Origin of the sequence: Enterobacter soli (assembly GCF_964208575.1) — a bacterium.
GTDB classification, from domain to species: Bacteria; Pseudomonadota; Gammaproteobacteria; order Enterobacterales; family Enterobacteriaceae; genus Enterobacter; species Enterobacter soli_A.
This window is the reverse complement of the sequence record NZ_CAXOFU010000002.1, coordinates 91997-117272: the sequence shown is the minus strand read 5'-3', so window position 1 is coordinate 117272 and position 25276 is coordinate 91997. Positions and strand designations below refer to the sequence as shown.

At 57.3% G+C, this 25276-nt stretch carries 28 protein-coding genes; 16 read left to right on the top strand and 12 right to left on the bottom strand.

What is annotated here, in order from left to right; all coding sequences use genetic code 11:
- Positions 1-24: 24 nt before the first annotated feature.
- From AB6V08_RS02390 to AB6V08_RS02380, 3 genes are read left to right on the top strand one after another with little or no spacing between them, the layout of a single operon-like run.
- Entirely contained in the window at positions 25-1035 is a 1011-nt protein-coding gene (locus tag AB6V08_RS02390; protein WP_368541103.1) for a fimbrial protein, read from the top strand.
- A gap of 14 nt (positions 1036-1049) precedes the next feature.
- The gene (locus AB6V08_RS02385; RefSeq protein ID WP_368541102.1) at positions 1050-1562 is read left to right on the top strand and encodes a fimbrial protein; all 513 of its coding nucleotides are present in this window, start codon (positions 1050-1052) and stop codon (positions 1560-1562) included.
- Positions 1563-1585: 23 nt separating this feature from the next.
- Positions 1586-2194 carry a helix-turn-helix transcriptional regulator gene (locus tag AB6V08_RS02380; RefSeq protein ID WP_368541100.1) on the top strand — a complete coding sequence of 203 codons (609 nt, stop codon included), beginning with the start codon at positions 1586-1588 and terminating at the stop codon, positions 2192-2194.
- Positions 2195-2229: 35 nt separating this feature from the next.
- Here AB6V08_RS02380 and fdhF read toward each other — a convergent pair whose 3' ends face one another.
- From fdhF to ycgZ, 4 genes are all read right to left on the bottom strand, one after another.
- Positions 2230-4380, bottom strand: coding sequence for a formate dehydrogenase subunit alpha (gene fdhF / locus AB6V08_RS02375; RefSeq protein ID WP_368541099.1), 2151 nt, complete (start codon positions 4378-4380; stop codon positions 2230-2232).
- A 191-nt stretch (positions 4381-4571) separates the two neighbouring features.
- On the bottom strand, positions 4572-4850 hold the full coding sequence (locus AB6V08_RS02370; RefSeq protein WP_368541098.1) for a biofilm development regulator YmgB/AriR family protein: 279 nt from the start codon (positions 4848-4850) through the stop codon (positions 4572-4574).
- A 29-nt stretch (positions 4851-4879) separates the two neighbouring features.
- Positions 4880-5200, bottom strand: a complete 321-nt coding sequence (locus AB6V08_RS02365; protein WP_368541097.1) for a hypothetical protein — start codon at positions 5198-5200, stop codon at positions 4880-4882.
- A 3-nt stretch (positions 5201-5203) separates the two neighbouring features.
- The gene (gene ycgZ / locus AB6V08_RS02360; protein WP_368541096.1) at positions 5204-5443 is read right to left on the bottom strand and encodes a regulatory protein YcgZ; all 240 of its coding nucleotides are present in this window, start codon (positions 5441-5443) and stop codon (positions 5204-5206) included.
- A 338-nt stretch (positions 5444-5781) separates the two neighbouring features.
- Between ycgZ and AB6V08_RS02355 the strand changes: the two genes are divergently transcribed.
- The 9 genes from AB6V08_RS02355 to ldtE all read left to right on the top strand — a co-directional run bounded on the left by AB6V08_RS02355 (position 5782) and on the right by ldtE (position 14869).
- Positions 5782-7002 carry a diguanylate phosphodiesterase gene (locus AB6V08_RS02355; protein WP_368541094.1) on the top strand — a complete coding sequence of 407 codons (1221 nt, stop codon included), beginning with the start codon at positions 5782-5784 and terminating at the stop codon, positions 7000-7002.
- Positions 7003-7181: 179 nt separating this feature from the next.
- Positions 7182-7910 (top strand): MerR family transcriptional regulator, encoded by a 729-nt coding sequence (locus tag AB6V08_RS02350; RefSeq protein ID WP_368541093.1) that lies wholly within the window; start codon positions 7182-7184, stop codon positions 7908-7910.
- A 330-nt stretch (positions 7911-8240) separates the two neighbouring features.
- Positions 8241-8609 (top strand): Fe-S cluster assembly scaffold SufA, encoded by a 369-nt coding sequence (gene sufA / locus AB6V08_RS02345; protein WP_010430228.1) that lies wholly within the window; start codon positions 8241-8243, stop codon positions 8607-8609.
- Between the two features lie 8 nt (positions 8610-8617).
- Positions 8618-10108, top strand: coding sequence for a Fe-S cluster assembly protein SufB (gene sufB, locus AB6V08_RS02340; RefSeq protein WP_368541092.1), 1491 nt, complete (start codon positions 8618-8620; stop codon positions 10106-10108).
- Between the two features lie 9 nt (positions 10109-10117).
- Positions 10118-10864: a Fe-S cluster assembly ATPase SufC gene (gene sufC / locus AB6V08_RS02335; RefSeq protein ID WP_368541091.1), complete on the top strand. Its 747-nt coding sequence runs from the start codon at positions 10118-10120 to the stop codon at positions 10862-10864.
- Positions 10839-12110 (top strand): Fe-S cluster assembly protein SufD, encoded by a 1272-nt coding sequence (gene sufD / locus AB6V08_RS02330; protein ID WP_368541090.1) that lies wholly within the window; start codon positions 10839-10841, stop codon positions 12108-12110. Before sufC ends, sufD begins: the two co-directional genes overlap by 26 nt.
- Positions 12107-13327 carry a cysteine desulfurase SufS gene (sufS, locus tag AB6V08_RS02325; protein ID WP_368541088.1) on the top strand — a complete coding sequence of 407 codons (1221 nt, stop codon included), beginning with the start codon at positions 12107-12109 and terminating at the stop codon, positions 13325-13327. The genes sufD and sufS overlap by 4 nt, the downstream gene beginning before the upstream one ends.
- A gap of 14 nt (positions 13328-13341) precedes the next feature.
- On the top strand, positions 13342-13758 hold the full coding sequence (gene sufE, locus AB6V08_RS02320; protein WP_368541087.1) for a cysteine desulfuration protein SufE: 417 nt from the start codon (positions 13342-13344) through the stop codon (positions 13756-13758).
- A gap of 97 nt (positions 13759-13855) precedes the next feature.
- On the top strand, positions 13856-14869 hold the full coding sequence (ldtE, locus tag AB6V08_RS02315; protein ID WP_368541086.1) for a L,D-transpeptidase LdtE: 1014 nt from the start codon (positions 13856-13858) through the stop codon (positions 14867-14869).
- 49 nt (positions 14870-14918) lie between these two features.
- Here ldtE and lpp read toward each other — a convergent pair whose 3' ends face one another.
- From lpp to AB6V08_RS02295, 5 genes are all read right to left on the bottom strand, one after another.
- On the bottom strand, positions 14919-15155 hold the full coding sequence (lpp, locus tag AB6V08_RS02310) for a murein lipoprotein Lpp (protein WP_001082307.1): 237 nt from the start codon (positions 15153-15155) through the stop codon (positions 14919-14921).
- 310 nt (positions 15156-15465) lie between these two features.
- Complete coding sequence (gene pykF / locus AB6V08_RS02305) at positions 15466-16887, bottom strand: pyruvate kinase PykF (protein WP_368541085.1); 1422 nt, start codon at positions 16885-16887, stop codon at positions 15466-15468.
- Positions 16888-16894: 7 nt separating this feature from the next.
- Complete coding sequence (gene ynhH, locus AB6V08_RS23215) at positions 16895-17089, bottom strand: protein YnhH (protein ID WP_439649856.1); 195 nt, start codon at positions 17087-17089, stop codon at positions 16895-16897.
- 175 nt (positions 17090-17264) lie between these two features.
- Positions 17265-18410, bottom strand: coding sequence for a PLP-dependent aspartate aminotransferase family protein (locus AB6V08_RS02300; protein ID WP_368541084.1), 1146 nt, complete (start codon positions 18408-18410; stop codon positions 17265-17267).
- Positions 18411-18421: 11 nt separating this feature from the next.
- Positions 18422-19792, bottom strand: a complete 1371-nt coding sequence (locus AB6V08_RS02295; RefSeq protein ID WP_368541083.1) for a pyridoxal-phosphate dependent enzyme — start codon at positions 19790-19792, stop codon at positions 18422-18424.
- A 400-nt stretch (positions 19793-20192) separates the two neighbouring features.
- On the opposite strand from AB6V08_RS02295, the gene AB6V08_RS02290 reads away from it, so the two are divergent.
- The 4 genes from AB6V08_RS02290 to fumD all read left to right on the top strand — a co-directional run bounded on the left by AB6V08_RS02290 (position 20193) and on the right by fumD (position 23033).
- Positions 20193-21215 (top strand): methionine ABC transporter ATP-binding protein, encoded by a 1023-nt coding sequence (locus AB6V08_RS02290; protein ID WP_368541082.1) that lies wholly within the window; start codon positions 20193-20195, stop codon positions 21213-21215.
- Positions 21208-21876 carry a methionine ABC transporter permease gene (locus AB6V08_RS02285; protein ID WP_368541081.1) on the top strand — a complete coding sequence of 223 codons (669 nt, stop codon included), beginning with the start codon at positions 21208-21210 and terminating at the stop codon, positions 21874-21876. Before AB6V08_RS02290 ends, AB6V08_RS02285 begins: the two co-directional genes overlap by 8 nt.
- A gap of 25 nt (positions 21877-21901) precedes the next feature.
- Positions 21902-22714 carry a MetQ/NlpA family ABC transporter substrate-binding protein gene (locus AB6V08_RS02280; RefSeq protein ID WP_003857677.1) on the top strand — a complete coding sequence of 271 codons (813 nt, stop codon included), beginning with the start codon at positions 21902-21904 and terminating at the stop codon, positions 22712-22714.
- A 109-nt stretch (positions 22715-22823) separates the two neighbouring features.
- Positions 22824-23033 carry a fumarate hydratase FumD gene (fumD, locus tag AB6V08_RS02275; protein WP_368541080.1) on the top strand — a complete coding sequence of 70 codons (210 nt, stop codon included), beginning with the start codon at positions 22824-22826 and terminating at the stop codon, positions 23031-23033.
- Here the strand turns inward: fumD and AB6V08_RS02270 are convergent.
- From AB6V08_RS02270 to AB6V08_RS02260, 3 genes are read right to left on the bottom strand one after another with little or no spacing between them, the layout of a single operon-like run.
- Positions 23014-23700 carry an amino acid ABC transporter permease gene (locus AB6V08_RS02270; protein ID WP_368541079.1) on the bottom strand — a complete coding sequence of 229 codons (687 nt, stop codon included), beginning with the start codon at positions 23698-23700 and terminating at the stop codon, positions 23014-23016. The two genes, fumD and AB6V08_RS02270, sit on opposite strands and share 20 nt — an antisense overlap.
- Positions 23697-24461 (bottom strand): amino acid ABC transporter permease, encoded by a 765-nt coding sequence (locus AB6V08_RS02265; protein ID WP_368541078.1) that lies wholly within the window; start codon positions 24459-24461, stop codon positions 23697-23699. Before AB6V08_RS02265 ends, AB6V08_RS02270 begins: the two co-directional genes overlap by 4 nt.
- Positions 24461-25276 (bottom strand): amino acid ABC transporter ATP-binding protein, encoded by an 816-nt coding sequence (locus AB6V08_RS02260; RefSeq protein ID WP_368541077.1) that lies wholly within the window; start codon positions 25274-25276, stop codon positions 24461-24463. The genes AB6V08_RS02265 and AB6V08_RS02260 overlap by 1 nt, the downstream gene beginning before the upstream one ends.

Here is a 25276-nt window from a genome sequence, read left to right as displayed (position 1 = left end):
TACCCTTTAAGAGAAAGTAAACAGATGCAATTCATCAGATATGCCGGGCTGCTGTTAGCCGTTTTATTTCCGCTGAGCGGCTGGGGCTGCGCCTATACCTTTATCGGCTCACCCTATACCGTCGATTACGGCAATATTGTCGTTCAGCGGGACGTGGCGGTCGGGCAGGCCATCAGCAATGAAATATACGGCACGCTGGCCCACGCCTTTACCTGCGCTGCGGCGGCGGATGAAGGGTCGAGCGCCGGAATGAAAAGCGGCGTGCTGCCCTACCTTTTTACCTCGTCGAGCGGTCGCCGGGTATACGCGACGACTCTTCCCGGCGTGGGGATATCCTTCGGCTATTACAAAAACACCAGCGCGGGCCCGGCGAAATATTCCGGTACGACCTGGATTACGGCGGAAAATATGGCGACCGTGAGCTGGAGCTCAAACGCCGGGGATCTCGATATCAACGATTTCCAGCCAATTATTCAGTTCTGGAAAACGGGCAATATTGTCTCAGGCTCCCTGAGCGGCCAGCTGGCCTCGTTTATTGCCTATACCGCCCGTTCGCGCGGCGGTGCATTAGGCGGAGAAATTCCGATATTGGCCGGGGCGGGCTCCATTACCCAGGTGGCCTGCACCATCAGAACGCCGCACCTCGCGTATGCCTTCGGCGAGGTCAACGTCGGTGATTTTGGCGATGCCGCGGGAACGACGCCGCCCTCGGCGCAGAAAACGCAGAGTCTTATCCTGGACTGTGACAGCAGCGCCAATATCAATATGATACTTACGGGCTTGCAGCATCCGGAGGTCGGCGATCCCAGCGTTCTGGCGTTAACCGGGCAGGGCAGCGCCGGGGTGGCGGGGGGCGTGGGCGTACAGCTTCTTTATAACGGTGTGCCGCTGACGCTGAACAGCAATCTGCTGCTGAAAAGAAGCGCGGGTGGGCAGGAGATGTTCCCGCTCACCGCCCGCTATTATCAAACCCGCTCTTCGGTCACCACCGGGTCGGCAAATGCCTCGGCGACGTTAACGCTGACCTATCAATAGGCAGGAGGGTGAAGATGCATGTTATTAACAGCGCTATTTTTGCCTCCTGGCTGGCGATATTTCCCGCCTGCGCCGGAGACAGCGTGGATATTGACGTGACCGGAGATATCGTTGCGTCACCCTGTATTTTCAACGGCGGAAATAACGGCCTGAATATTAATCTCGGCGATATTTACGCCTCGAATATGGCAACGCCGCATTCGCACTCCGAGCCCGTTCCCTTTGCGCTGCGCTTTACCCAATGCCCGGCGGGAACCAAAAGCGTTAGCGTGCAGTTTTCCGGGGTAACCGATCCGGCGGCGGGAGGGGATTACTATAAAAACAGCGGGTCGGCAGGGGGCGTGGCCGTGGGGTTGCAGGATCTTCTGACGGGCAATGCCGCTGGCGCGGGGACGCGAATCAATCGCCCCGTTGAGAGCGACAGGACAATAACGCTTGGCATGAAGGCCTGGATCTATTCCAGCGGGGGCGGCGTGACGCCGGGTACGGTAAACAGCACCGTGGTGCTCACCATGCAATATAACTGACCTTTCAACTATCGGAGGCAGGGATGATAAACGTTTTAATTAAAGACGACGATGTGCTGTATCGGTACGGGCTGGAAGCGGTTATTGCGCAGGCTTTTTCCAGCGAATTTTCGCAGCCTCCGGCGATTGGGTATGACTATACGCCTGAGAATATCCGCCAGGCGGATATTCTTATTCTCTCGCTGCAAACGGGCGGTAACTTCCACTGTATTCCGGCATTAAGCGTGCGCAGTAAGGGGATTATTATCGGCCTGGCGGACAACGTGGCCCGCGCGTCGGCGCTGCCGCCCTGCATCGCGGATATTCTGCTGCTGCCGCGAAAAATCACCGGCGACCGGCTGAGCCAGATCCTCTATTTTGCCTGGAAAAAGGAGCAGCTGGTGGGGGCGCAGAAAAACACCTGTTCCTGTCAGGCCTGCCCGCACAAGGCGCTGTCCGGAAAACAGCACCGGATCATGGATGCGCTGTATCGGGGGAAAACCGCGCTGGAAATCGCCGATGAGCTGAAAATCAGCGATAAGACGGTCTACAACCACAAGTACGCGGTGATGAAAAAATTTAACCTGCAAAGCGACTTAGAGTTGGTGCTGTTTCTCAACAAACTGCACCAGGGGAACGCGGCGGCGTTTTGAAAATCCGGCCTGCACGGCGCGCAGGCCGGCGCCCGTCAGACGTTCACGGCGTTAATTAACCGCGTTTTCATGGTCTGGTAGGCGGAGGCGGCAAAGTCCTCTGCCCAGCGCTGATCCTCAATCGCTTCCAGCTGAACCGCGCAGTACTTGGTTTCCGGCGTTTTGGAGACCGGGTCGAGGTTATCCTGGGTCAGCTCGTTGCAGGCGCCAATCCACCACTGGTAGGTCATATAGACCGCCCCCTTGTTGATACGCTCGCTGATGCTGGCGCGGGTGATCACCTTGCCGCGCCGCGAGCGCACCCACACCAGCTGTCCGTCGCGAACGTTAAGCGCGTCGGCGTCGGCCGGATTGAGCTGCACGCGACCCGGCTCGTCGGCCAGGCTTTGCATCGCGGCGCAGTTGCCGGTCATGGAGCGGCAGGAGTAGTGCCCCACTTCGCGTACCGTGCATAGCACCAGCGGGTACTCCGCGTCCGGCGTTTCGGCCGGGGCGCGCCAGGCGGTGGCAAAAAGCTGGCCCTTACCGCTCGGGGTGTCGAACCGGTTGTCTTTGTACAGGTAAGGGGTGCCGGGATGGTCGAGGGTAGGGCACGGCCACTGCACGTGCCCCATCTCGCCCATTTTTTCCCAGGTCACACCGTAGAACAGCGGGCACAGCTCGCGCATCTCGTCCCAGATCTGCTGCTCCGAGTCGTAGTGCATCGGGTAACCCATCTCCGCCGCCAGCAGGCTGATAATCTCCCAGTCGCGCTTCACGTTGCCGCTCGGTTCGATGGCTTTGCCGAAGCGCTGGAAGCCGCGGTCGGCGCAGGTAAATACGCCGCCGTGCTCGCCCCACGAGGTGGCCGGGAGCAGCACGTCGGCAACTTCGGCGGTTTTGGTCATGAAGATGTCCTGAACCACCACGAAGTCGAGCGCCTCAAAGCCGCTGCGCACCAGGCCGAGGTCGGCTTCGGTCTGAAGCGGATCTTCACCCATGATGTAGTAGGCTTTGACCTTGCCCTCCAGCGCCAGATGCGGCACTTCGGTAATGCGCGTGCCGACCTGCTTGTCCATTTTTTCCGCGTCGATTCCCCAGGCATCGGCAAATTTCTGGCGTACCGCCGGGTCGGTAACGTTCTGGTAGCCGGGGAACATATTCGGCAGCACGCCCATATCGCAGGCGCCCTGCACGTTGTTCTGCCCGCGAACCGGGCCGACGCCCACCGCCGGGCGTCCGAGGTTGCCGGTCAGCAGGGCGAGGCTCGACAGGCCTTTCACCACGTCCACTGCCTGGCCAAACTGGGTCACGCCCATGCCCCACATCACCGTGGCGGACGGCGCGGCGGCAAAGGTACGCATCGCCTGACGCACGTCCGCGGCGGCGATCCCCGTCAGGTGTTCGACCTTTTCCGGGGCGTAGTCTTTCACCGCGTCGCGATAGGCGTCCAGCCCCTCGGTAAAGCGGGCGACGTAGCTTTTGTCGTACAGCTCTTCCTCCAGCAGCACATAGCCAAAGGCATTCACCAGCGCCATATTGCTGCCGTTGTTCAGCTGCAGATGCTGGTCGGCAATGCGCGCGGTCTCGATGCGGCGCGGGTCGCAGACGATAATTTTCGCGCCGTTTTCGCGCGCTTTGAGAACGCGTCTGGCGACGATAGGGTGTGAATCGGCGCAGTTATAGCCAAACACCAGCAGGCATTTGGAGTTTTCGATGTCGTTAATCGAGTTGCTCATTGCGCCGTTGCCGAGGGTTTCCTGTAAACCGGCAACGGAAGGGCCGTGGCAGACGCGCGCGCAGCAGTCGACGTTGTTGGTGTTGAGCACCGCGCGGGCGAATTTTTGCATCACGTAGTTGGTTTCGTTGCCCGTTCCTCTGGACGAGCCGGTGGTCATGATCGCGCGTGGGCCATGCCGATCCTTAATGCTTTTCAGCTTTTGTGCGGTATAGCGAATGGCCTCTTCCCAGGTGACCGGCGTAAAGGCTTCGCCTTTGCGGTAGCGGATCATGGGCTGCGTTAAGCGGGGGGTGAGCAGGCGGGTGTCGTTGAGGAAGTCCCAGCCGTAAAAGCCTTTCAGACAGAGGGTGCCCTGATTGGTGACGCCATCGGCGGCTTCGGCACGGATGATACGGTTATTGTCGACGACCAGATTTAATTTGCAGCCCGCACCGCAGTAGGGGCAGACGCTTGCGATTTTTTTCATCAATAACAGACCTGTTAATAAATGAAGTGATGTTTAACTGGAAATCCCAGTCCCGTAAAAGGGGATTAGCAGGATCTGTGCCAGATTCACATTTCAGCTATACAGGGCGTTACAGGGGGGGAGGGGCGTGTCATCGTCAGGGGAATCGTCACAATTGACGATGACACGTTAGCCGGGCAGAGGAAAATACGTCAAAGATCGTCCATCGTGTAGCCGACAACAATTTCCAGGGTTTTGCGGATGACATCAGCCCTGACGACATCGTCTGTCGCTTCCAGGGTCTGAATCAGCCACAAAATAATGGCCTTGTTGGTTAAATGCCCCTCTGAGGAGAGGACGGAACGTACTGCACTCGAAAAAACAGCGGACTCTTCAGCAAAGCGTTCGCCTGCATGACGGAAGTACTCCGAAAGCGGGCTCTCAAGGAAAGCAGAATGGTATTCTGGTTGAGGCTGAATATTTTGTCTCATGTGTTCTCACCGTAGCTGTATGGTTGCAGTCAATGTATTTTCTTTGGGTCGGTCGGTTTTCCATTACCAAATAACGGCACTACATTGTCTCTATAATTCCTGAGAGGTCCCTCTCTTTCTGGCCGTCCTTGCGCGGTTCTGCGACGCTTAAAGGCGATGCTGTTATTACCTATTTCGGCAATCACCATCGCGAGAGTCTCCCGCCGCTGGGGATCTTGTTCATGTGCTTTCATGTCACGCAGACGCTGAACCAGTGCATCGGTTGTCACAGGCCCCCGCTCTTTCAGAAGGGAAAGAACGGCTTCACCGAGTAGCTGGTCAATCAGTTTGTCTGCGTCACTGCTGTTCATACGTTACCGTTCGAAAAGCAGCCCAAGCAGCATGTGATAATGATGTTCCTCTTCGGGGCCTTCGGCCTTTTCGAGGCGACTTAACAATTTGGTGCAGAGCGATTTGCGATTCAGGTTTCGCCCGTCACTCAGAATTTCTACCACCACCTGCCCCAGGGTTTCCTGCTGGGTGGGCATTGCGGCTTTCTCGAAATATTGCGCAATCGCTGCGGCAGAATCTGCGACATAACCGTTTTGCTGCATGTTTCGCTCCTGTAAATTTCCGTAATCAGTAACGTTACAATTAAGGTATACATATTTTTTAAATCTGTACATCCAAAATGTACAGATTTTTAAAGTTTTTATGATATATTTTATAAACTTTTTACTAATCAGTAGCTTATGTTGTCACAATTTGACAACTTATTAACAGGATATATTGTACAATCTCGGAGAGTTAAGAAGACTTGTACAAAGGAAACATTCATGTTGTGAATAGTGTAAATCATTGAGATGTAAATTATTTGTTAGGCAATTAATGTGCTATAACAGATGCCTATCCACATTTTTTGTGGTCGATCCCTTAACTCCTCAGGAATAGCATGCTTACAACCATCATTTACCGCAGTCATATCTGCGATGACGTTCCGGTGAAAGCGCTGGAAGACATGGTAGCTGCTGCAAATAGTACGAATTCACACGCGGATGTTTCCGGGATCCTGCTGTTCAACGGCACGCATTTTTTCCAGCTGCTCGAGGGACCGGAAGAGCGGGTGACGGAAATTTATCAAAATATCTGCCGCGATCCGCGCCACCATAACCTGGTGGAGCTGCTGTGCGATCACGGGCCGTCTCGACGCTTTGGCAACGTCGGAATGGAGCTGTTCGACCTGCGCAAGTACGACAGGGACGAGGTGCTGCAGCAGGTGCTGGATAAAAGCACGACCCGGTATCAGATGACCTATAACGATCGCGCGCTGCAGTTTTTCCGCACCTTCGTTGAGGCCACCGAAAAGGCAAACTACTTTGAGCTGCCGCCGGGGGACGCGTGGGATTTCATTCCGGAAGAAACGGCCTCCTCGACCCGGCCAGAGGTTATTGCTAAGGGAGCGGACTGCAGCTTCGCGTTTCAGCCCATCGTTGACCCGTTCATGCAGCAGGTTGTCTCCTGGGAGGCGCTGGTTCGCACCCCGTCAGGCGGATCGCCCGGCGACTATTTCAACGAGCTTGAAGGGATGGCGCTGTACGAGTCCGACCTGAGAAGCAAGCAGGTCGCCCTGTCGATGGCCAGCGCGCTGGGGCTGCAGGATCAGCGTCTGGCGCTCAACCTGCTGCCCATGACGCTGGTGAACGTCCCCGACGCGGTGGACTTTTTGCTCACCGCCATTGTGGCAAACGGCTTTGTGCCGGAGCAGGTGGTCATTGAGTTTACCGAGAGCGAGGCGATTTCTCGTTTCGACGAGTTTAAAAACTCGGTCAGGCAGCTCAAAAGCGCCGGGATCAGCATCACTATCGATCACTTTGGGGCGGGTTTCGCCGGTCTTCAGCTGCTGGCGCAGTTCCAGCCGGACAGAATTAAGATTAATCGCGATTTGATTGCCAACGTGCACAAAAGCGGCCCGCGCCAGGCGATTGTACAAGCCATCATCAGCTGCTGCGCATCGCTGGAAATCGAGTTTTGCGCGGTGGGCGTAGAGCGGGCCGAAGAGTGGATGTGGCTTGAGTCTGCGGGTATTTCACAGTTCCAGGGACACCTGTTTGCCAGCCCCCGTCTGGGCGGTATTCCGGCCATCGCCTGGCCTGAGAAAAAGTTCGATTTCTGAGAAAACTGTACCAAATCCTGAAGGGTTTGCTGTACGTGAGGCTCAATTTATACAACAATACATTAACGAGTGGGTGATTTCCGGATCATCCACTTGTAACAGAGTGAGGTCTTAGTTATACAAATAGTTTGTACAATCTGGTAAGGTTGGGTATGGAAGTATTGAGCGTGAGGGAGTTAATGGCCTATTACAGTATCGGCGAAGTCGCTGAACGGTGCGGTATCAACCCCGTTACGCTGCGTGCCTGGCAGCGCCGTTATGGTTTGTTGAAGCCGCAGCGAAGCGAAGGGGGCCATCGTCAATTTGACGATGAAGATATCCTGCGCATTGAAGAGATCAAACGCCTGATGAAAAGCGGCGTTTCGGTCGGCAAAGTAAAAGCGCTGCTAGAAAACAAAGACGTCATGATCCAGGGCAACTGGACCTCTTTCCAGGAAGAGATGATGCTTGTTGTGCGCCACGCCAGCCCCGTCAGGCTGCGCGCCAAAATCAGTGAGTTCCGCCGCGATCACGCGATGGACGTTCTTATCGATAACATCATCACCCCGGTGCGCCAGCGCATGAATCAGGATCAAAACACGGTCCGTCACATGGCGAGCCTGCTCGACGGCGTGCTGATTGAGTTTGCGATTACGTCGCTGATGGAGTCGCGTAAAAAAGCCGGAAAAGATGCGCTGCTGATCGGCTGGGAGTGCGACGATCGCACCCATCTCTGGCTGGAAGCCGCCCGACTGGCGAACAAGGGCTGGCATATTGACGTGCTGGCTGAACCTATCGATTCACCGCGCCCGGAGCTTTTCCCGGGGCAGAATATTTTTGTCTGGACGGGGAAAGCGCCAACGCCGCGTCAGCAGGAACAGCTCGACCACTGGCGGGAACAGGGCTTTGCCGTGTCGTTCCACATTTGATTAAGGGGTCCGAAAGGGCCTTTTTTGTTTCTCCCCGTATATCTTCTCGTTCGGCTCGGCTGAGCCACAGCTATCTCAAAAATAGGCATTTCCGATGCATATTTTATTTTTCCGCGCATCAATAGCCTTCGCGTTTCAAAAGCCATTATTTATCAATGTATTGAACAATTAAATCCATCCCTCCTGCCTGACCCATCAGGGTCTATGCTTAATAAAAGTAGTCAAAAAGGGCGATTTACCTGAAAGCCCCTGCTCGCAAGGGGTTGAAGTGATAATCGTTATCACTAACATGGTGTTATGCCCTGGTGGCTCAATACATGAGGTGGACCTATGGAATTGCATTCAGAAACCTTCAATCCTGCCGATTTTGCCTGGCGTGGCCTTACGCTCACGCCCGCGGCGGCGGCACACATTCACGAGCTGGTGGCGAAAAAGCCCGAGATCCTCGGCGTGCGCCTGGGCGTTAAGCAGACCGGCTGCGCCGGGTTCGGCTACGTGCTGGACACCGTCACCGAGCCGGAAAAAGACGATCTGGTCTTTGAAACCGACGGCGCGAAGCTGTTCGTTGCGCTGCAGGCGATGCCTTTTATCGACGGAACCGAAGTCGACTACGTTCGCGAAGGCTTAAACCAGTTATTCAAATTTCATAACCCGAAAGCCCAGAACGAATGCGGCTGCGGCGAAAGCTTTGGGGTATAGGCGGTACTATGTCTCGTAATACTGAAGCAACTGACGATGTCAACACCTGGAGCGGCGGCCACCTCAACTACAAAGAGGGGTTCTTCACGCAGCTGCAAACCGACGAGCTGGCAAAAGGCATCAACGAAGAGGTGGTGCGCGCGATCTCTGCCAAGCGCAACGAACCCGAGTGGATGCTGGAGTTTCGCCTGAGCGCGTTTCGCGCCTGGCTGGACATGGAAGAGCCGCACTGGCTTAAGGCGCACTACGACAAGCTGAACTATCAGGATTACAGCTACTATTCCGCGCCATCCTGCGGCAGCTGTGATGACACCTGCGCCTCGCAGCCCGGGGCGGTACAGCAGTCCGGGGCCGAGAACAGCTTCCTCAGCAAAGAGGTGGAAGAGGCGTTCAACCAGCTGGGCGTGCCGGTGCGCGAAGGGAAAGAGGTCGCGGTCGACGCCATTTTTGACTCCGTCTCCGTGGCGACCACCTATCGCGAGAAGCTGGCGGAGCAAGGGATCATCTTCTGCTCGTTTGGCGAAGCCATTCACGATCACCCTGAGCTGGTGAAAAAGTACATTGGCACCGTGGTGCCGAGCAACGATAACTTCTTTGCCGCGCTCAATGCGGCGGTCGCGTCCGACGGCACCTTTATCTATGTGCCAAAAGGCGTGCGCTGCCCGATGGAGTTGTCGACCTATTTCCGCATCAACGCGGAAAAAACCGGCCAGTTCGAACGCACGATCCTCGTGGCGGATGAAGGCAGCTACGTGAGCTACATCGAAGGCTGTTCTGCACCGGTGCGCGACAGCTACCAGCTGCACGCGGCGGTGGTTGAGGTCATCATCCATAAGGACGCGGAGGTGAAATACTCCACGGTGCAGAACTGGTTCCCGGGTGACGGCAATACCGGCGGCATTCTGAACTTCGTCACCAAGCGCGCGCTGTGCGAAGGCGAAAACAGCAAAATGTCGTGGACCCAGTCGGAAACCGGCTCGGCGATCACCTGGAAATACCCAAGCTGCATTCTGCGCGGGGATAACTCCATCGGTGAGTTCTACTCGGTGGCGCTGACCAGCGGCCATCAGCAGGCCGATACCGGCACCAAGATGATCCACATCGGGAAAAACACCAAATCGACCATCATCTCGAAAGGGATCTCTGCCGGGCACAGCCAGAACAGCTACCGCGGGCTGGTGAAAATCATGCCAACCGCGACCAACGCCCGTAACTTTACCCAGTGCGACTCTATGCTGATTGGCCCGGACAGCGGGGCGCACACCTTCCCGTACGTCGAGTGCCGCAACAACAGCGCCCAGCTTGAGCACGAGGCGACCACCTCACGTATCGGTGAAGACCAGCTCTTCTACTGCCTGCAGCGCGGGATCAGCGAAGAAGATGCGATATCCATGATTGTGAACGGCTTCTGTAAGGACGTGTTCTCTGAACTGCCGCTGGAATTTGCCGTTGAAGCACAAAAACTCCTCGCCATTAGTCTTGAACACAGCGTCGGTTAAGGAAAGCACATGTTAAGCATTAAAGATTTACAGGTAAGCGTGGAAGACAAAGAGATCCTGCGCGGGCTGAATTTTGACGTCAAGCCGGGTGAAGTTCACGCCATTATGGGGCCGAACGGCTCCGGGAAAAGTACGCTTTCGGCGACGCTGGCAGGACGCGAAGATTACGAAGTGACGCACGGCTCGGTGGTGTTTAACGGCAAAGATCTGCTGGAGATGTCGCCGGAGGATCGCGCGGGCGAGGGCATCTTTATGGCCTTCCAGTATCCGGTGGAAATCCCCGGCGTCAGCAACCAGTTCTTCCTGCAAACCGCGCTCAACGCGGTGCGCAAATACCGGGGGCTGGAGGCGCTCGACCGCTTCGACTTCCAGGATTTAATGGAAGAGAAAATCAAGCTGCTGAAAATGCCAGAAGATTTGCTCACTCGCTCGGTGAACGTCGGCTTCTCCGGCGGTGAGAAAAAACGCAACGACATTTTGCAGATGGCGGTACTGGAGCCTGAGCTGTGCATCCTCGATGAGACGGACTCCGGGCTGGATATCGACGCCCTGAAGATTGTCGCCGACGGCGTTAACTCCCTGCGCGACGGCAACCGTTCGTTTATTATCGTCACCCACTATCAGCGTATTCTCGACTACATCAAGCCGGACTTTGTCCACGTGCTCTATCAGGGGCGCATTGTGAAATCCGGTGACTTTACGCTGGTTAAACAACTGGAGGAGCAGGGCTATGGCTGGCTTACCGAACAGCAGTAATGCGCTCCAGCAGTGGCATCGCCTGTTTGAAGCGCAGGGCGATAGCCGCTCCGAACACGCCCAGCAGCACCTGCAGCAGATGCTGCGCCTCGGGTTGCCGGGACGTAAGCACGAAAACTGGAAATACACGCCGCTGGACGGCCTGCTGAACGGCGAGTTTGTGACGCGCCTGGCGGACGTCAGCCCCGCCCAGCGCGATGCGCTGGCGCTGAGCGTTGAGGCCACCCGGCTGGTGTTCGTCGACGGGCGTTTTCGTCCGGAGCTGAGCGACAGCACGCAGGAGAGCGGTTTTGAAATTGCCGTGAATGACGATCGTCAGGCGCTGGCCGCCCCGGTGCAGCCGGAAGTGTTCCTGCATCTCACCGAGAGCCTGGCGCAAAGCGTTACGCACATCCGCGTGAAGCGCAACCAGCGCCCCGCGAAGCCGCTGCTGCTAATGCACATCACCCAGGGGCTGAGCGGTGACGAGATCAACACCGCCCACTACCGCCACCATCTTGAGCTGGCGGAAGGGGCGGAGGCGACGATTATCGAACATTACGCCAGCCTGACCGACGCCCGGCACTTCACGGGGGCGCGTCTGACGATGAACGTTGCCGCTAACGCGCAGCTTCACCACGTCAAGCTGGCGTTTGAAAACCCGGTCAGCCACCACTTTGCCCACAACGACATTGTGCTGGGGCAGGACGGCGCGGCGTACAGCCACAGCTTCCTGCTCGGCGGCGCGGTGCTGCGTCACAACACTAGCACCCAGCTCAACGGTGAAAACACCACGCTGCGCATCAACAGCCTGGCGATGCCGGTTAAATCGGAAGTGTGCGACACCCGCACCTGGCTTGAGCACAACAAAGGCTACTGCAACAGCCGCCAGCTGCACAAAACCATCGTCAGCGACAAAGGCCGCGCGGTGTTTAACGGGCTGATTAACGTCGCACAGCACGCCATTAAAACCGACGGGCAGATGACCAATAACAACCTGCTGCTGGGGCGTCTGGCGGAAGTCGACACCAAGCCGCAGCTGGAGATCTACGCCGACGACGTGAAATGCAGCCACGGCGCAACCGTCGGGCGCATTGACGACGAACAGATGTTCTATCTGCGCTCGCGCGGGATAGATCGGCAGGCGGCGCAGAAGATGATTATTTACGCATTCGCGGCGGAGCTGACCGAGGCCCTGAGCGACGGTGCGTTAAAACAGCAGGTGCTGGCGCGCATTGGCCAGCGTTTGCCCGGAGGCGAAGCATGAGTTTTCCCGTCGACAAAGTACGGGCAGATTTCCCGGTTCTGACCCGTGAAGTGAACGGTTTGCCGCTGGCCTACCTCGACAGCGCGGCCAGCGCCCAGAAGCCGAATCAGGTGATTGACGCCGAAGCGGAATTCTACCGCCACGGCTACGCCGCCGTGCACCGCGGGATCCACACCCTGAGCGCCGAGGCGACCCAGAGCATGGAGAACGTGCGCACGCAGGTGGCGGCATTCCTCAACGCGCGCTCGCCGGAAGAGCTGGTGTTCGTGCGCGGAACGACTGAAGGAATCAACCTGGTGGCGAACAGCTGGGGCAGCGCGGAGGTCCACGCGGGCGATAACATCGTTATCACCCAGATGGAGCACCACGCGAACATCGTCCCGTGGCAGATGCTCTGCGAACGCACGGGAGCGGAGCTTCGCGTCATCCCGCTGAACCTGGACGGCACGCTGCAGCTTGAGCGGCTCGACGCGCTGCTCGACGAAAATACCCGGCTGGTGGCGGTGACACAGGTTTCTAACGTGCTGGGCACCGAAAACCCGGTCGCGGAGATTATCGACAAGGCGCACCGCGCTGGCGCGAAGGTGCTGATCGACGGCGCCCAGGCGGTGATGCACCACCGGGTTGACGTGCAGGCGCTGGACTGCGATTTCTACGTCTTCTCCGGGCACAAGCTCTACGGGCCGACCGGGATCGGCGTGCTCTACGTCAAAGAGGACATTTTGCAGGCGATGCCGCCGTGGGAAGGGGGCGGGTCGATGATCGCCACCGTCAGCCTGACGGAAGGCACCACCTACGCCCGCGCGCCGTGGCGCTTTGAGGCGGGGACGCCAAACACCGGGGGCATCATCGGCCTGGGCGCGGCGATTGCCTACGTTTCCTCCATTGGCCTTGATGCCATCCAGGAATACGAGCAGGTGCTGATGCATTACGCCCTGCAAGAGCTCGCCAGCGTGCCGGATCTCACCCTTTACGGCCCTGCGGCGCGTCAGGGGGTTATCGCCTTTAATCTCGGGAAGCATCACGCCTATGACGTGGGGAGCTTCCTCGATAACTACGGCGTGGCCGTGCGCACCGGGCACCACTGCGCGATGCCGCTGATGGCGTTTTACCAGGTCCCGGCCATGTGCCGCGCGTCGCTGGTGATGTACAACACCCTGGAAGAGGTTGACAGACTGGTGGCGGGACTGAAACGCATTCACCAGCTGCTTGGATAACGGAGAGGCAAGAGATGGCCGAACTGCCGGACAAAGAGAAACTGCTGCGCAACTTTGGGCGCTGCGCTAACTGGGAAGAGAAGTACCTCTACATCATCGAGCTGGGGCAGCGCCTGCCGCCGCTCAGCGAAGAGGCGCATAGCCCGGAAAATATCATTCAGGGCTGTCAGAGCCAGGTGTGGATCGTGATGCGCCAGAACGACGCGGGCGTCATTGAGCTTCAGGGCGATAGCGACGCGGCAATCGTTAAGGGGCTTATCGCGGTGGTGTTTATCCTGTACCACCAGATGTCGGCGCAGGACATCGTCGCCTTTGACGTGCGCCCGTGGTTTGAAAAAATGGCCCTGACGCAGCACTTAACCCCCTCCCGATCTCAGGGGCTGGAAGCGATGATTCGCGCAATTCGCTCCAAAGCCTCAATCATTAGCTAGACTTACAGGACAGCATTCATTCTGTTTCGCGAGGTGGTTCCCGCCTCGCTGGTTTTTCAGCTTTCTGGCGTTCTGTCAGTGAATAAGGAATCTCAGCATGAAGCGCGCGTCTATTATTACACTTTTACTTCTTGGCTCGTTCAGCGCCCTTAATTCGGCCTGGGCGGTGGATTATCCATTGCCGCCAGCGGGCAGCCGACTTATTGGACAAAATCAAACTTACACCATTCAGGAAGGGGACAATAAACTCCAGACCATTGCCCGACGCTTTAATACCGCTGCACAGTTGATTCTCGAAACGAATAATACTATTGCCCCGGTTAATCCGGCGCCGGGAACGGTAATTACCATTCCTTCGCAGATGCTGCTCCCGGATACGCCGCGGGAAGGTATTGTGGTGAATCTGGCGGAGCTGCGGCTTTACTACTTCCCGCCGGGTGAAAATATCGTTCAGGTTTATCCGCTCGGCATCGGTCAGTTGGGGCTGGAAACGCCGGTCTCGACCACCCGCGTGAGTCAGAAAATCCCAAATCCAACCTGGACCCCAACGGCGGGCATCAGAGCGCGCTCGCTGGCGCAGGGAATTAAATTGCCGCCGGTTGTACCCGCCGGGCCAAATAACCCGTTAGGACGCTTCGCATTGCGTCTGGGGATAGGTAACGGGGAATATCTCATTCACGGCACCAGCGCGCCGGACAGCGTCGGGCTGCGGGTCAGCTCCGGCTGTATGCGGATGAATGCCCCGGATATTAAAGCCCTGTTTGAACAGGTGCGCGTCGGGACGCGGGTGCAAATCATCAATGAACCGGTGAAATACGCCGTCGAGCCGGACGGTAAACGCTATGTGGAAGTCCACCGTCCGCTGGCGCAGCAGGAAGGGGAAAACCCGCAGACGTCGCCGATTAACCATTCCGCGGAGTTTGCGTCATTCGTTTCTGCCTCCGGCAGCGATAAAACATTAATCAACAGGGCGTTGTCGCGCCGTGCAGGCATTCCGGTAGTGGTATCGGCAGGCAATGGCCCGTCAGCGAACAATGACGTGCAGTCGGTGCAAAACAGTCGGGTATCCGCGGCGGTGACGGAAGGCGAGGGAGAGAGAGTCACGCAGTAGAGGCAAAAAAAATGGCGCACAATGTGCGCCATTTTATTAACAGGTACTATTACTTACGGTATTTAGTAGCCTGGTTGTCCAGACGCTGGTTAGCGCGAGCTGCGTCGTCTTTAGCAGCCTGAACGTCGGAACGCATTGCGTTCACGTCGTTGCTCAGCTGGTCAACTTTAGCGTTCAGAGTCTGAACGTCAGAAGACAGCTGATCGATTTTAGCGTTGCTGGAGCAACCTGCCAGCAGAGTAGAACCCAGGATTACCGCGCCCAGTACCAGTTTAGTACGATTCATTATTAATACCCTCTAGATTGAGTTAATCTCCATGTAGCGTTACAAGTATTACACAAAGTTTTTTGGGTTGAGAATATTTTTTTGATGGGAATACGCCTATTTTTGATCGTTCGCTCAAAGAACCATCGAATTCACCCATTTTGTCCAAAAAGCTATGTTAAAAAAGGCATTTTTCATCGGATTCATCTTAGATAAATCGCTATTAAATAGAAAAACCCGATTTGCTTTTTGATTAGAACTGGCTAAAGGCAGGAATAAAAAAAGCGCCCCGAAGGACGCTTTTTATAAAATTTAATTCGTTCGGGAATTATTACAGCACGTGAACAGATGCAGTATTGGTTGTACCTGATGGCACCAGCGCACCAGAAACCATCACCACCACGTCGCCTTTCTGTGCCAGGCCGCGATCGACGAGCTGCAGAGCCACTTCTTTACCCAGACGATAGAAATCATCGGTAGACGCGATCTCTTTCACCAGGTGAGGGATAACGCCTTTGCTCAGAACCAGCTGACGCGCAGTGGTTTCGTTGGTGGTCAACGCCAGAATGGTGGCATCCGGGAAGTACTTACGGATAGCACGCGCAGATTTACCGCCCTGGGTCGCAACCACGATCAGCGGCGCTTCCAGTTTCTCTGCGGTTTCTACTGCACCGCGGCACACTGCTTCGGTGATGCGCAGCTTACGGCTGTCGTTGTTGTAGTCCAGACGGCTGGTCATCACGCGGTCAGTACGCTCACAGATGGTTGCCATGATAGAAACGGCTTCCAGCGGGTATTTACCTTTTGCGGATTCACCGGACAGCATGACTGCGTCAGTACCGTCGAGGATGGCGTTAGCCACGTCGCCTGCTTCTGCGCGGGTAGGGCGTGGGTTTTTGATCATGGAGTCCAGCATCTGCGTTGCGGTGATGACCACTTTACGCGCGCGAACGCATTTCTCGATCATCATCTTCTGCGCGAAGATAACTTCTTCAACCGGGATCTCAACGCCCAGGTCACCACGTGCAACCATGATGCCATCAGACGCTTCGAGGATTTCGTCGAAGTTGTTCAGGCCTTCCTGGTTTTCGATTTTGGAGATGATCTGGATCTTCTCGCCGCCGTGCGCTTTCAGGTGCTCACGGATTTCAACCACGTCAGAACGTTTACGGATGAAGGACGCCGCAACGAAGTCAACGCCTTGCTCGCAGCCGAAGATCAGGTCTTGCTTATCTTTCTCAGCCAGCGCTGGCAGAGCGATAGAAACGCCTGGCAGGTTAACGCCTTTGTTTTCGCCCAGGTCGCCGTTGTTCAGCACTTTACAGATAACTTTGTTACCTTCGATAGCGGTAACTTCCATACCGATCAGGCCATCGTCCACCAGAACGGTATTGCCAACGGACAGATCGCTGGTGAAGCCTTCGTAAGTCACAGCAACGATTTCGTTGTTGCCGACAACAGACTTGTCAGTGGTGAAGGTGAAGGTCTGGCCTGCTTTCAGAGAAACGTCGTTGCCGCCTTCCAGTTTGATGGTACGGATTTCAGGACCTTTGGTGTCGAGCAGGATGGCTGCTTTTTTACCGGTCTTGCTCATCACGTTGCGCAAGTTCTGGATACGCTGACCGTGTTCAGCATAGTCACCGTGGGAGAAGTTCAGACGCATAACGTTCATGCCGGCGTCCAGCATTTTGCTCAGCATCTCTTCAGATTCGGTTTTCGGGCCGATGGTGCAAACAATTTTCGTCTTTTTCATGACAGTCTTAGTCTTTAAGTTGGGAAGGATATGGAAATCTCGCTCCGGGGGCGCACCGCCGCAGAGCCAAACCTGTGTTGCAAAAGAGTATATGACACGCACTAAGGATAGGAGACATCAAATGAGCGTGCAGAAGAAAGTGTGCCTGAGTTTCAGCCCAACGGGAGAGAGGAGAAGTTGTACGTTGTTTTTTGTATTCCAAGCGCTGAAACCATTCACCAGGGATTAGGCGCGCATTATACGCTGATTTTCAGTTAAAAGGAAAATGAAAACAGCGTTTCAAAAATAATCTGTGCAGTTTCACATAGGATTGTTATCAAGGCGTTAAGGCATAATGACAACTTATGGCGGCAGGTGTGTAACCTGCCGCATTTTGCTTAATCTTTAAGCGCGCGATCCAGATCGGCGATCAAATCTTTCTTATCTTCTATGCCGACGGACAGGCGAATCAGTTGCGGGACAATGCCGTTTGCCAGCCGCTGCTCCAGCGGAATCGACGCGTGGGTCATGCTGTAGGGCTGGCTGACCAGGCTTTCCACGCCGCCCAGGCTCTCTGCCAGCGTAAACAGGCTGAGCCTGCGGATCACTTCCGTCGCCCGTTGCGCATCGCCTTTCACCACCACCGAAATCATGCCGCCGGGCAGCGCCATCTGCTCGCGCGCAAGCTGATACTGCGGATGGGACTCCAGCCCCGGATAGAACACCTTTTCCACGGCGGGGTGCTGCTCCAGCCATTGCGCAATCGCCAGCGCGTTGCTGCTGTGTTTCTCCACGCGCAGGGACAGGGTGCGGATGCCGCGCAGCGTCAGAAAGCTGCTGAACGGATCGAGCACGCCGCCGACCGCGTTTTGCAGATAGCCGAGCTTTTCCGCCAGCGCCGGGTTGTTTCCCACCACCGCCAGCCCGGCGACAACGTCGGAATGGCCGTTGAGGTATTTAGTGGCTGAATGCACGACGATATCAAAGCCCGACTCCAGCGGGCGATGAATCAACGGCGAGGCGAACGTATTATCCGCCACGCTGATGACGTTATGGCGGCGGGCGATTCCGGCAATCGCCGCGAGATCGGCCAGCTTCAGCAGCGGGTTGGTTGGCGTTTCCACCCAGACCATGCGCGTGTCCGGGCGAATGGCGGCTTCCAGCCCGGCCAGATCGTCGGGCTTCACCCAGCTGACCTGAAGCCCGGTGCTGCGCTTGCGCACGTTCTCGATCAGGCGATAGGTTCCCCCGTACACGTCGTCAATGGCGACGATATGGCTGTCCTTGTCCAGCAGCTCCAGCACCGTAGAAATCGCCGCCAGGCCGGAGGCGAACGCGTAGCCGCGGGTGCCGCCTTCCAGTTCGGCAATGGCGGTTTCCAGCGCGTGGCGGGTCGGGTTGCCGCTGCGCGAGTATTCGTAGCCGGTATGCTCGCCGGGAGAAGGTTGCGCAAAGGTCGAGGTTGCGTAAATCGGCGGCATAACCGCGCCGTGCTGGTCGTTAAATTCACCGCTGTGAACGCTCAGGGTTGCCAGATTTTTCATGATGATTTCCTTTATTGCTGTAGACGGTTGCGCCACGCGGTCAGCACGTCGCTGCGCGTAATCAGGCCCAGAAAGCGATCGTTATCGTTAATCACCGCCACCAGACCGCGGTCGAAAATGGCGTGCAGGGCGCTTTCCGGCGCGCGTTTATCGAGAAACTCCACCTGGCGGGTCATGGCTTCGGTCACCGGCAGGGCGAAGCGGTCGCCGTCGCCGCCGATGTGTCGCAGCAGATCCCACTCATCGACAATCCCGACGACCGTGCCGCCATCGAGCACCGGGAGCTGAGAGATGTCATACAGGCGCATTCTCGCCAGCACCGTGGAAAGGGTGTCATCCGGCGCGGCGGTGACGGTAGCGCCTTCGTCGTGGCGCAGGGCGATGTAGTCCGAAAGATCTCCCGCCTGCGGACGTGACAGCAGCCCCTGCTGGCGCATCCAGTCGTCGTTGAACATCTTCGAGAGGTATTTATTGCCGCTGTCGCAGGCGAAGGTCACCACCCGCTTCGGCGTGGTCTGCGCCTGGCAGTATTTCAGCGCCGCCGCCAGCAGCGTGCCGCTGGAGGAGCCCGCCAGAATGCCTTCGGTTTTGAGCAGCTCGCGGGCGGTGGTGAAGGCCTCTTTGTCGCTGATGCGCCAGGCGCGATTCACCCCTTCGATATGCGCCAGCGGCGGGATAAAGTCTTCGCCAATGCCTTCCACCAGCCAGGAGCCCGCGTCCTGATAGCGCCCGGTTTCCACCTGATCGGCCAGAACCGAGCCCGCGGGATCGGCCAGCACAAACTCGGTGTGCGGAGAATGCTCCGCAAACCACGCCTGCAGGCCGCCGAGCGTGCCGCCGGAGCCGACGCCGACCACAATGGCGTCAATATTGCCGTCGAGCTGGGCGAACAGCTCCGGCGCGGTGGTGGTGCTGTGCGCCAGCGGGTTGGCTTCGTTATTGAACTGGTCAATATAAAACGCCCCCGGCAGCTCCGCGGCGAGACGCTGGGCGTAATCCTGATAGTAGGCCGGATGGCCTTTATTCACGTCCGAGCGGGTCAGCACGACCTGCGCACCCAGGGCGCGCAGGTGGAAAATCTTCTCCCGGCTCATCTTGTCCGGCACCACCAGGATCAGCGAATAGCCTTTCTGGGCGGCAATCAGCGCCAGCCCCAGCCCGGTGTTGCCCGCCGTGGCCTCGATAATGGTGCCGCCGGGCTTGAGCAGGCCCTTGCGCTCCGCCTCGTTAATCATCGACAGCGCCACGCGGTCTTTGATGGAGCCGCCCGGGTTTTGGTTTTCCAGCTTCAGAAACAGCGAGCAGGGGCCGGTATCAAGCTTGTGCAGCTGGATGAGCGGCGTACTGCCGATCAGTTCGGTAACGGAGTGATAAATGGTCATGAGAATGTCCTGTGAGGATGTCATGACCGGATGATAGGGCGGCGAAAATCTGGCAATAAAGAACGTTTAACTGCCTTTTAGAACGGAAAGTAATATTAATGACTTTTTCGGAGGGAAAGACAGCAAGACGTAAAGTGGTCTGGATGTGAGGATGGCTATATCGGCATAAAATGCTGTAAAAATAGCCGTTTTTAACCCCCGCGCCCGGTGAGATATTCATCCGGCAGATAATCATTGCTGAAATTGAGCTAAAAGCTTCCCGGCCTGTAAATCCGCGATTTATTTGTTTTAGTTATAAGAAATGCTTTTTTGGTCATTTAAAACCTGAAAATCACTGATTACTATCGTTTGGACATCCATACTGCTAAACCGCTATATGCGTAACGGATAACGAATAAGAATGATAGTTCTCAGGAATATTTCGAAGATTTTTGACAACGGAAAGGTCGCACTCACCGCCGTTGATAACGTCAATTTGACGATTGAACAGGGACAGATTTACGGAATTATTGGCTACAGCGGCGCCGGCAAAAGCACCCTGATCCGCCTGCTTAACGGCCTGGAAAAACCAAGCGCCGGCAGCGTGACCATTAACGGGCAGGATATCTCGGCGGCGAAAGGGGAAGCCCTGCGCCAGGCGCGCCTGAAAATCAGCATGGTGTTTCAGCACTTTAACCTGCTGTGGTCGCGCACGGTCAACGAAAACATTGCCTTCTCCATGCAGATTGCCGGGGTGTCGAAAGCCAACATCGCCGCCCGCGTCGCGGAGCTGGTGGAGCTGGTCGGCCTGAAGGGCCGCGAAAATGCCTATCCGTCGCAGCTGAGCGGCGGCCAGAAACAGCGCGTCGGCATTGCCCGCGCGCTGGCCAATAATCCGGACGTGTTGCTGTGCGATGAAGCCACCTCGGCGCTCGACCCGCAAACCACCGATCAGATCCTCGATCTGCTGCTCGACATTAACCGTCGCTTTAAGCTGACCATTGTGCTTATCACCCACGAAATGCACGTGGTGCGCAAAATCTGCGACCGCGTGGCGGTGATGGAGAACGGCAAAGTCGTGGAAGAGGGGGATGTCCTCAACGTGTTCACGCACCCGCAGCAGCCGATCACACAGCAGTTTGTGCGCCAGGTCAGCCAGTATGCCGAAGAGGGAACCTTCAATACCGAGCTGGCGAACGCGCTGGACGGGAGCGTTATCCGCCTGACCTTTACCGGGCACAGCACCCATCGCCCGGTGGTGGGCGAGCTCACCCTGCGCTACGGCCTGCCGTTTAACATTCTGCACGGCAAAATGACGCAAACCGCCCACGGCGTCTTCGGGCAGCTGTGGGTACAGGTAGTGGCAAACGATGAACAACTGAACAATATCCTCGCCGACCTGAAGCAAAGCGATATTGAAGGCGAGGTGATTAAACATGGCTGAGACGCTCTTTCCCCATCTGAAGTGGGATCAACTGTGGGCGGCAACCCAGGAAACTCTGTACATGACCGCGCTTTCCGGCGTGGCGACCTTTGTCCTCGGGATTGTGCTCGGCCTGGCGCTGTTTTTAACCGCGCGCGGCGGGCTGTTCCAGAACCGCACGGTCTACAGCGTGATTTCCATTGTGGTGAACGTGTTTCGCTCGATCCCGTTCATCATCCTGATTGTGCTGTTGATCCCTTTCACCAAAACCATCGTTGGCACCATTTTGGGCGCCAACGCCGCGCTGCCCGCGCTGATTGTCGGTGCCGCGCCGTTTTATGCACGCCTGGTGGAAATCGCCCTGCGTGAAGTGGACAAAGGGGTCATTGAGGCCACGCGCTCCATGGGCGCTCGCCTGAGTACCTTAGTCTTTCGGGTTTTACTGCCGGAATCATCACCTGCACTGGTTTCAGGTATTACGGTGACGCTGATTGCGCTGGTGAGTTATAGCGCAATGGCGGGGGTGATTGGGGCTGGCGGTCTGGGAAATCTGGCTTATCTGGAAGGATTCCAGCGCAACCACGGTGACGTCACGCTGGTGGCAACGGTGACCATTTTGATCATCGTTTTCATTATCCAGTTCTGCGGCGATGTCATTACCTCGTTATTAGACAAAAGATGATAGCTAAAACTACAGGAACCACATCATGAAAAAGACACTGACACTGATCGCCGCAGCAACCCTGAGCGCCCTGAGCTTTGCATCCTGGGCCGACACCCTGACCGTGGGCGCGTCCAACACGCCGCACGCCGAAATTCTGGAGCAGGCGAAGCCGATTCTGGCGAAGCAGGGTATCGACCTGGAGATCAAACCGTTCCAGGACTACATCCTGCCTAACACCGCGCTGGCGGGGCACGACATTGACGCGAACTACTTCCAGCACATTCCGTATCTGAACAGCGTGCTGAAAGATCATGCGGGCGATAAGGATTACGATTTTGTCAGTGCGGGGGCTATCCACATTGAGCCAATCGGCATCTACTCCAAAAAATACAAGTCGCTGAAAGATCTGCCGGAAGGCGGCAAAATCATCATGCGCGACGCGGTATCTGAAGAGGGCCGTATTCTCTCCATCTTCGAAAAAGAGGGTGTGATCAAGCTCAAGCCGGGCATCGACAAAGTGACGGCGCGCATCAGCGATATCGTTGAGAACCCGAAAAAACTGCAGTTCACGCCAAACGTTGAAGCCTCTCTGCTGCCGCAGATGTACAACAACGACGAAGGCGCGGCGGTGGTGATTAACGCTAACTACGCCATCGATGCGGGTCTGGATCCGGTTCACGACCCGATTGCGGTCGAGAGCGGCGAAAATAACCCGTATGCCAACATCATCACCGTACACCGCGGCGACGAGAAGAAGAAAGACATCGTGGCGCTGGTGAACGTGCTGCACTCTAAAGAGATTCAGGACTGGATCCGCACCAAATACAAAGGCGCCGTGATTCCTGTCAATAACTAATTAGTTGATTTCTCTGATGAAGCCCGGCGAGTCCCTCGCCGGGCTTCTTTTTTGTATCCAGCCAGCGAATCATTTAAGCTGAGTCTTTAGCGGCAACGGAGTGATAACGATGGGCAATGTGACTAAAGATGAAGCGCTGTACCAGGAGATGTGCCGGGTGGTCGGGAAGGTCGTTCTCGAAATGCGTGATTTAGGCCAGGAGCCGAAACATATTGTGATTGCCGGGGTGCTGCGAACCGCGCTGGCGAACCAGCGCGTGAAGCGCAGCGAGCTAACAACCCAGGCGATGGCAACGGTGGTTAAAGCGCTGGCCGGGTAACGCGCCAGCGTTTTGCGACATGCTCAAGCGCGCAGCAGAGCAGGTAATAGACAACCCCCGTAAAGATGAAAATGGCCGCCGGGTAGATCTGCACCCGGTTGTTCACCTGTCCCGCCACCGTCGTCAGCTCCGGCACGTTAACAATAAAGGCCAGCGAGGTGTCCTTCAGCAGGCTGATAAAAATCCCCACCAGCGACGGCAGGATATTACGCAGCGCCTGCGGCAGCAGCACGCGCCACAGCGTCTGCTGCGTGCTGAACCCCTGCGTCACCGCCGCTTCGTACTGCCCGGCCGGTAGCGCGTTCAGCCCGGCGATGACCGTATGCATCACCGACGCCGCCGTAAACCACGCCAGCGCCAGCGTCACCGTCATGGCGCCCGGGAGATCGCCCCCGGTGAGCAGCGGCAGCAGATACCACATCCAGAAAATCACGAATATCAGCGGGATACCGCGGATAAGCTCCGCCCACAAAAAGAGCGCCCTGCGCACCGGCCCCGGATAGCGCCACGCCAGGCACGCCAGCCCGATGCCGCCCGGCAGGGCGATCGATGCCGCGCCCAGCGCCATCAGCAGCGTCAGCAGCACGCCGCCAGGCTCCCCGGCGGCGAGGCGTCCCCAGAGCAGATAGTCCAGGTTATCGATAATCACGTTCAGCCCGTCAATCATGCGTTTTCACTCCTCGTACGGGCCGCGCGGCGGCGGGTGCGCGCCGGGGCGGGGCCGCTTCGGGCCAGCAGCAGGCCCAGCGCCACGCCGGTCAGCAGGTAAAGCAGGGTGCCCACGGTGAAGGCCTCCAGCGCGTGGGCGTTATAGCTTTCGATCTGCCGCACCTGGTACGTCAGCTCGGCAAAGCCAATCCCGCTCGCCAGCGAAGAGAGCTTCATCAGATTGAGATACTGCCCGACGACCGGCTGCCACGCGTTGGCAAGCCCCTGGGGCAGAAGGATGTAGCGAAACCGCCGCCAGGCCGAGAACCCCTGCGCCAGCGCCGCCTCGCGCTGCCCGGCAGGGACGGCGCGAAGGCCGGACTCCACCTCTTCAATTAAGAAGGCCGAGGTGAACACCCCCAGACCCCACGCGGAGCACAGGAACTCCGGCGTGAACCACCAGACGTTGCCCGGCAGTACCGACCAGCTGTGATCGGCGTTCACCAGATCGCGAAACCCCTGCGGCAGCCCGTTCCAGGCGGCGAAGTACCAGAACAACAGCTGCACCAGCAGCGGGGTATTGCGAAACAGCGACACCCAGGCGCTGACGACCATGCTTCCCGGGCGCCCGGCGCACAGGCGCAGCAGCAAAAAGAGCACCGCCAGCAGGCTTGCGAGCAGCACGCCCGCCAGCGTCACCCAGAGGGTGGTGAGATAACCGGAAAAAATCCACTGCAGGGGCTGCCCGGTCAGCACGCCCTGCCAGTCGAGCCCGGGCATCAGAGGTGCTCCTGATGCAGCGGATCCAGCACTTTTTGCAGGAAACGCCGGGCGCGGGGATGGGCCGGCCGGGTAAAGAACTGCTCCGGCGGGGCGGTTTCGAGGATCTCGCCGCCGTCGATAAAGACAATCCGGTCGGCAATTTCCCTGGCGAACTGCATCTCGTGCGTCACCACAATCATGGTGATCCCGCTGTGGGCGAGGGCTTTCATCACGAACAGCACTTCACCGATGGTTTCCGGGTCGAGCGCCGAGGTCGGCTCGTCAAAAAGAATGATTTGCGGCGAAGAGGCCAGCGCCCGGGCGATGGCCACGCGCTGCTGCTGCCCGCCGGAGAGCTCTGCCGGGAAATGGTGCGCTTTCTCCAGCATGCCGACCTTTTCCAGCAGCGCCTGCGCCCGTTCCTGCGCCGGGCGCGGCTTCCAGCCGTGGACATGCTCCAGCGCCAGCGTGATGTTCTGGCTGGCGGTGAGGTGGGCGTACAGGTTGAACTGCTGAAACACAAAGCCCACGCGGCTGCGCAGCTGGCGAAGCGCGTTGCCCGTAAGGCGCCCGGTGGGTTTGCCGTCGATGAGGATCTCGCCGCCGTTGAGGGTTTCAAGCTGGTTAATCAGGCGGATGAGCGTGGATTTGCCGGAGCCCGAAGGGCCGAGGATCGCCACTACCTCTCCGGGATTGACGCTCAGGCTCACGCCTTTTAAAACCGAATGATCGCCGTAGCGTTTCACCACGTCCCGAAATTCGACGCTGGCGCGGTCCAGATGTGAAAAATCCGCGGCACGTGCCGCGGAGTGGGAGAATAAACCTGAGAGCAT

Bases quoted from the DNA above. Each gene is read 5' to 3' on its own strand.
- pykF (WP_368541085.1), bottom strand. From the start codon at position 16,887: ATGAAAAAGACGAAAATTGTTTGCACCATCGGCCCGAAAACCGAATCT.
- sufE (WP_368541087.1), top strand. From the start codon at position 13,342: ATGGCCGAACTGCCGGACAAAGAGAAACTGCTGCGCAACTTTGGGCGC.
- sufA (WP_010430228.1), top strand. From the start codon at position 8,241: ATGGAATTGCATTCAGAAACCTTCAATCCTGCCGATTTTGCCTGGCGT.
- fumD (WP_368541080.1), top strand. From the start codon at position 22,824: ATGGGCAATGTGACTAAAGATGAAGCGCTGTACCAGGAGATGTGCCGG.
- AB6V08_RS02265 (WP_368541078.1), bottom strand. From the start codon at position 24,461: ATGCCCGGGCTCGACTGGCAGGGCGTGCTGACCGGGCAGCCCCTGCAG.
- AB6V08_RS02260 (WP_368541077.1), bottom strand. From the start codon at position 25,276: ATGCTCTCAGGTTTATTCTCCCACTCCGCGGCACGTGCCGCGGATTTT.
- AB6V08_RS02390 (WP_368541103.1), top strand. From the start codon at position 25: ATGCAATTCATCAGATATGCCGGGCTGCTGTTAGCCGTTTTATTTCCG.
- AB6V08_RS02285 (WP_368541081.1), top strand. From the start codon at position 21,208: ATGGCTGAGACGCTCTTTCCCCATCTGAAGTGGGATCAACTGTGGGCG.
- sufC (WP_368541091.1), top strand. From the start codon at position 10,118: ATGTTAAGCATTAAAGATTTACAGGTAAGCGTGGAAGACAAAGAGATC.
- AB6V08_RS02270 (WP_368541079.1), bottom strand. From the start codon at position 23,700: ATGATTGACGGGCTGAACGTGATTATCGATAACCTGGACTATCTGCTC.
- AB6V08_RS02370 (WP_368541098.1), bottom strand. From the start codon at position 4,850: ATGAGACAAAATATTCAGCCTCAACCAGAATACCATTCTGCTTTCCTT.
- AB6V08_RS02355 (WP_368541094.1), top strand. From the start codon at position 5,782: ATGCTTACAACCATCATTTACCGCAGTCATATCTGCGATGACGTTCCG.
- fdhF (WP_368541099.1), bottom strand. From the start codon at position 4,380: ATGAAAAAAATCGCAAGCGTCTGCCCCTACTGCGGTGCGGGCTGCAAA.
- AB6V08_RS02350 (WP_368541093.1), top strand. From the start codon at position 7,182: ATGGCCTATTACAGTATCGGCGAAGTCGCTGAACGGTGCGGTATCAAC.
- ldtE (WP_368541086.1), top strand. From the start codon at position 13,856: ATGAAGCGCGCGTCTATTATTACACTTTTACTTCTTGGCTCGTTCAGC.
- AB6V08_RS02300 (WP_368541084.1), bottom strand. From the start codon at position 18,410: ATGAAAAATCTGGCAACCCTGAGCGTTCACAGCGGTGAATTTAACGAC.
- AB6V08_RS02290 (WP_368541082.1), top strand. From the start codon at position 20,193: ATGATAGTTCTCAGGAATATTTCGAAGATTTTTGACAACGGAAAGGTC.
- AB6V08_RS02280 (WP_003857677.1), top strand. From the start codon at position 21,902: ATGAAAAAGACACTGACACTGATCGCCGCAGCAACCCTGAGCGCCCTG.
- sufS (WP_368541088.1), top strand. From the start codon at position 12,107: ATGAGTTTTCCCGTCGACAAAGTACGGGCAGATTTCCCGGTTCTGACC.
- ycgZ (WP_368541096.1), bottom strand. From the start codon at position 5,443: ATGCAGCAAAACGGTTATGTCGCAGATTCTGCCGCAGCGATTGCGCAA.
- lpp (WP_001082307.1), bottom strand. From the start codon at position 15,155: ATGAATCGTACTAAACTGGTACTGGGCGCGGTAATCCTGGGTTCTACT.
- sufB (WP_368541092.1), top strand. From the start codon at position 8,618: ATGTCTCGTAATACTGAAGCAACTGACGATGTCAACACCTGGAGCGGC.
- AB6V08_RS02380 (WP_368541100.1), top strand. From the start codon at position 1,586: ATGATAAACGTTTTAATTAAAGACGACGATGTGCTGTATCGGTACGGG.
- AB6V08_RS02385 (WP_368541102.1), top strand. From the start codon at position 1,050: ATGCATGTTATTAACAGCGCTATTTTTGCCTCCTGGCTGGCGATATTT.
- sufD (WP_368541090.1), top strand. From the start codon at position 10,839: ATGGCTGGCTTACCGAACAGCAGTAATGCGCTCCAGCAGTGGCATCGC.
- AB6V08_RS02295 (WP_368541083.1), bottom strand. From the start codon at position 19,792: ATGACCATTTATCACTCCGTTACCGAACTGATCGGCAGTACGCCGCTC.
- AB6V08_RS02365 (WP_368541097.1), bottom strand. From the start codon at position 5,200: ATGAACAGCAGTGACGCAGACAAACTGATTGACCAGCTACTCGGTGAA.